At 66.7% G+C, this 3,853-nt stretch carries 4 protein-coding genes and 1 pseudogene; 4 read left to right on the plus strand and 1 reads right to left on the minus strand.

Going from position 1 to position 3,853, the window contains the following annotated elements:
• The first annotated feature begins 56 nt into the window (after positions 1-56).
• A complete protein-coding gene (locus tag AC07XS_RS15705) occupies positions 57-731 on the plus strand; it encodes a TPM domain-containing protein (protein ID WP_321208191.1) in 675 nt (224 codons plus the stop codon).
• Between the two features lie 73 nt (positions 732-804).
• Positions 805-1,539 carry an endonuclease/exonuclease/phosphatase family protein gene (locus AC07XS_RS15710; RefSeq protein ID WP_182715187.1) on the plus strand — a complete coding sequence of 245 codons (735 nt, stop codon included), beginning with the start codon at positions 805-807 and terminating at the stop codon, positions 1,537-1,539.
• A 56-nt stretch (positions 1,540-1,595) separates the two neighbouring features.
• On the opposite strand, the gene AC07XS_RS15715 is transcribed toward AC07XS_RS15710, so the two are convergent.
• Entirely contained in the window at positions 1,596-3,074 is a 1,479-nt protein-coding gene (locus AC07XS_RS15715) for a phospholipase D-like domain-containing protein (protein ID WP_182715186.1), read from the minus strand.
• A 155-nt stretch (positions 3,075-3,229) separates the two neighbouring features.
• Between AC07XS_RS15715 and AC07XS_RS15720 the strand changes: the two genes are divergently transcribed.
• Positions 3,230-3,409, plus strand: a complete 180-nt coding sequence (locus AC07XS_RS15720) for a hypothetical protein (protein WP_054765804.1) — start codon at positions 3,230-3,232, stop codon at positions 3,407-3,409.
• Positions 3,410-3,523: 114 nt separating this feature from the next.
• Positions 3,524-3,853: pseudogene (locus AC07XS_RS15725) on the plus strand (hypothetical protein); the annotation flags it as partial.

A 3,853-nucleotide genomic window follows, 5' to 3' on the forward strand; every position in this document is an offset into this window, starting at 1 on the left:
GGATTCAAGGGCGGCGGCGGCGGGTTCGGCGGCGGCGGCGCCTCGGGAGGGTGGTGATGCGACTGACCGAAGACGATAGGAACCGTATCGCCGATGCAGTGGCCAAGGCCGAACAAGCCACCTCAGGCGAGATCTTCTGCGTCCTGGCCGGGCGCGTCTCGTCCTATAGGGACGTCAGCCTGGCCTGGGCGGGGACCGCGGCCCTCGCGGCGCCCGCCTTGCTCATTCCGTTCGGCTTCGGCCTGAGCTGGACCGGCGACGGCTGGCAGGCGGCGCATGAATCGACATCTGAAATCATCCGTCAGACCTTGACCCTCTACGCCCTGATCCAGGTCGTCCTCTTCGCCGTCGTCTTCCTGTTGACGCGCATTCCGCCGGTGCTGCGCTGGGTTACACCGCGCTCTATCCGCCGCAAGCGCGTGCGGGCCGCCGCCATGCAGCAGTTTCTCGCCCATGGCGTCCATGTCACGCGCGAGCGTACGGGTGTTCTGATCTTCGCCGCCCTGGCCGAACATCAGGTCGAGCTGATCACGGACGAGCTGATCCTTCAGAAGGTCGATGCGGGCGTCTGGGCCGACGTCGTGGCCGCCTTGGTGCGGGGGCTGAAAACCGGGTCGCCTGCGGCCGGTTTCGAGGCCGCAGTTCGACAGTGCGGCGATGTGCTGGCTGCGCATTTTCCACCCCGCCCCGACAATCCCAATGAGCTTTCGGACCGGCTGATCGTCCTTTGATCGTCGCACCGCCGTCGTAATCCGCGCCCAAAAGGTCTAGCCCTGCGTCCCTGCCCCCGCCTACCGGGAAATCATGCCTCGCCTCTTGACCTATAATGTTCACCGCTGCGTCGGCACGGACAAGCGCCTGGACGTCGGTCGGATCGTCGCCGTCATCGGCGAGCATGAGCCGGACATCGTCTGCCTCCAGGAGCTGGATGTCGGTCGGCGGCGCACGGGCAGAGTCGATCAGGCCGAGGCCATAGCTCAGGGCCTGGCCATGACCTCGCGCTTTCACCCCGCCATGCGGGTGGAGGCCGAGCTTTACGGCGACGCCATCCTGACCCCCCACCCCGAGCGGTTGATCCGAGCCGACGCCCTGCCTACCGTCCGCGGCATTCCGGGATTGGAGCCGCGCGGCGCCCTCTGGTCCGAGATCATGATCGACGGCGCGGCCGTCAATGTTCTGAACACCCATCTGGGCCTTGTGCCTCGAGAGCAAAGACTGCAGGCCGCTGCCCTGGTCGGGTCAGGCTGGCTGGGCGGATGTCAGGGTCCGGCCCTGTTGGCCGGGGACTTCAACGCCACATCGATCACCCGCCCCTATCAGACCTTGGCGCGGCGTCTCGACGACTGTCAGCGTCGCCTCGATCTGAAGCCCTCGGTGAAAACCTTCCCGTCCAGCTTTCCGGCCATCCGAATCGACCATTGCTTCGTCAGCCCCGAGATCCGCGTCTCGGGCGTAAGATCCGACTTTTCTCCCTTGGCGAGGGTGGCGTCGGATCACCTCCCTCTGATCATCGACTTCGACATCGTTCCGGACGCCTGAACTCGCTGATCCGGCTTAGAGCCGGGGCCTTCCGGACGGAACCGCTGCGCGGAGCCTCAGCCCGGCGCCAGGCCGCCCTCGGAGGCGGGCCGCGTTCGATGGGATCGATTCAACCGTTTCCACGGCCGCCAGGCGTCGCTCGCGGAGGTGGGGTCGCCCAACTGCCATTCGGCGATAAGGCGCTCGATAGCCGTCGGGGGTTCGGCGCCCAGCGGTCGCAGCCGCTCGCTTTCGAAGCTGCAGATGGCCGCCCCGGTGGACCCCATCACTCCCTCCACGGCGGCGAACTCTTCGGCGGCGACGCCGATCCAGTGCGCGATGGTGCGATGGCGGTGGGCGCGAATGACTGCGCGCCCGGCGTCGTCACGGGGTTCGGCGGCGACGTCGCATTCCGTGTCCAGCCCCATCGACCGATTGTTCAGATTGGTAGAGCCGATCCGCAGCAGCTGATCGTCAATGATGGACACCTTGGCGTGGACGATGATCCGGTCGCCCCTTCTGGTCAGGGGGGAAAAGGCGAAGAAGCGGTTGTAACGGTCCGCCTGCTCCAGCCGGTACAGGACCTCGGCGCGGGCGGTGTCCATGGTGATGCTGTCGAACCAGCTGGGGCTCTTGCCGGTGGACACCACCACCACTTCCGGCCCGTCCACCTCCGCCAGCCGTTCGGCCAGGGCGGCGGCGATCACGGGCGAGGTGAAATATTGGTTCTCCAAATAGATCAGCCGTTTGGCGCGTCGGATCGACTCCAGATGCAGGGTCTCGTTTTCCCGCACCTCGTGACGGCCTGACCATTTCGGCTCGGTCCGGGCGATGCCGATCGGGACATTGGTCATCTGAACCGGCACGCCGTCCGGCCAGGGGTCGTTTTCCACCTCGTCCGGCGCGGTCCTTTCCCAGGTCGCACGGAACCAGCGCTCGCGCGCCAGGTCGCCTAGGGCGCGCGCCGCTTCGCCGTCCATGACGCACATCACCTCGTGACGCGCCTTGCAGATGAGCCCGCTGGGCAGGGCTCGCCGCGGATCCCCGTCCAGATGCTCGTCTGAGTCCCAGCGGTCGGTCGAGATGTCGCCCCCGCCGCAGAAGGCGACCCGGTCATCGATCACGATCACCTTCTGATGATGGCAGGCGCCGATCGGGCCCGGCGCGTCCATGCGGAACTCGACCATACGTTTGCGGAACCAGCGCTGGGCCCGGTGCGGATAAAAGCCTTGGGATGCGGCGATCAGCAGCGGTGATTTCCAGATCAGAAGACGAACGTCGAGTTCGGGCTTGCGCTTCACCAGCATCCGCAGCTGATGGCCGATCTCATGCTGTTTCTCACCGGGCCGGGTTTCGGGGTCCAGGTGGGTGCGGGGGTCGAACTGCCAACCCAGGATGACGATCGACCGCTCCGCCTTTTGCAAGGCGGACGAAAGGGCGTCGAAATAGGCCTCATTCTCCATCAGAATCGAGAAGCGGCCGGCGGGCGCGCTGCGCCACACCCCGGCGTCGGGGCCCAACAGACTTCCTTCATAGCCGTCAGCGACTTGGGTCATTCCGCCTGCCTGCCCGATTCGCGTGACACCGCGATGGGACGCTCGCCGTCTCCGTTCCATGGAGCCTCGGCGCGGTCAATCTTTGGCGGCAGGATTGTGACGTTCGCCAAAAAGGCGCATAAGTGCGCAGCCGAGCGGGCGGGGAGGAGTTTTCAATGCAGGTGCTGGTCGAACTGATCGCCGGCCTTGTCGCCCTGCTGGCCGCCCTCGTCCTCTCGCAATTCGGGGTGGACATCCACGCGCCGGCGACCGGCAAGCGCGAAGTTCACCGCGTCCAGGACTGCCGCACGGATGACGCCGGCGCGCTCAAGACAGACGCTCGGCCGGACTGCTGATTTCGAACCGTCCACTCCTGTTGAACCGGTTCGACTTGGACCTTGGGTTTCAACTCGCTAGGGTCGAATCGGCGCGTGCTCGCGCGCCTGCGCATGAATCGAGCTCGACGCCTGATGAAATCCCGTAACCGGCCGCCGCTGACCCTGACGAACGAAGACGCCGTCCTGCCTGAGGAGACGCCGGACATCGCCCTGCCCGCCACCGAGCGACTTGACGGCGAGCCCGGCCACGTCGCGGACGAACCCGGCGGCGAAAGTCTGCCGCAGGCCGAGCTGGCGCCCCTTCCGCCGCCGCCGCCGGAACGTCCGATCTCTGAGCGTCGCCGCCGTCGACTGGCGGAAGAGGCGCGGCGCGCCCAAGAAGAGGCGGAGCGTCTGAGCGCCGAAGCCCAGATCGCGGATCACGCGCCTGCCGAGCCTGAGTCGGAGCCCGCCCCCCAGCGT

It is taken from the genome of Brevundimonas sp. GW456-12-10-14-LB3, from assembly GCF_059424365.1.

Excerpts from the sequence above, each read along its gene's own strand:
- AC07XS_RS15720 (WP_054765804.1), top strand. The coding sequence starts at position 3,230 with ATGCAGGTGCTGGTCGAACTGATCGCCGGCCTTGTCGCCCTGCTGGCC.
- AC07XS_RS15705 (WP_321208191.1), top strand. The coding sequence starts at position 57 with ATGCGACTGACCGAAGACGATAGGAACCGTATCGCCGATGCAGTGGCC.
- AC07XS_RS15715 (WP_182715186.1), bottom strand. The coding sequence starts at position 3,074 with ATGACCCAAGTCGCTGACGGCTATGAAGGAAGTCTGTTGGGCCCCGAC.
- AC07XS_RS15710 (WP_182715187.1), top strand. The coding sequence starts at position 805 with ATGCCTCGCCTCTTGACCTATAATGTTCACCGCTGCGTCGGCACGGAC.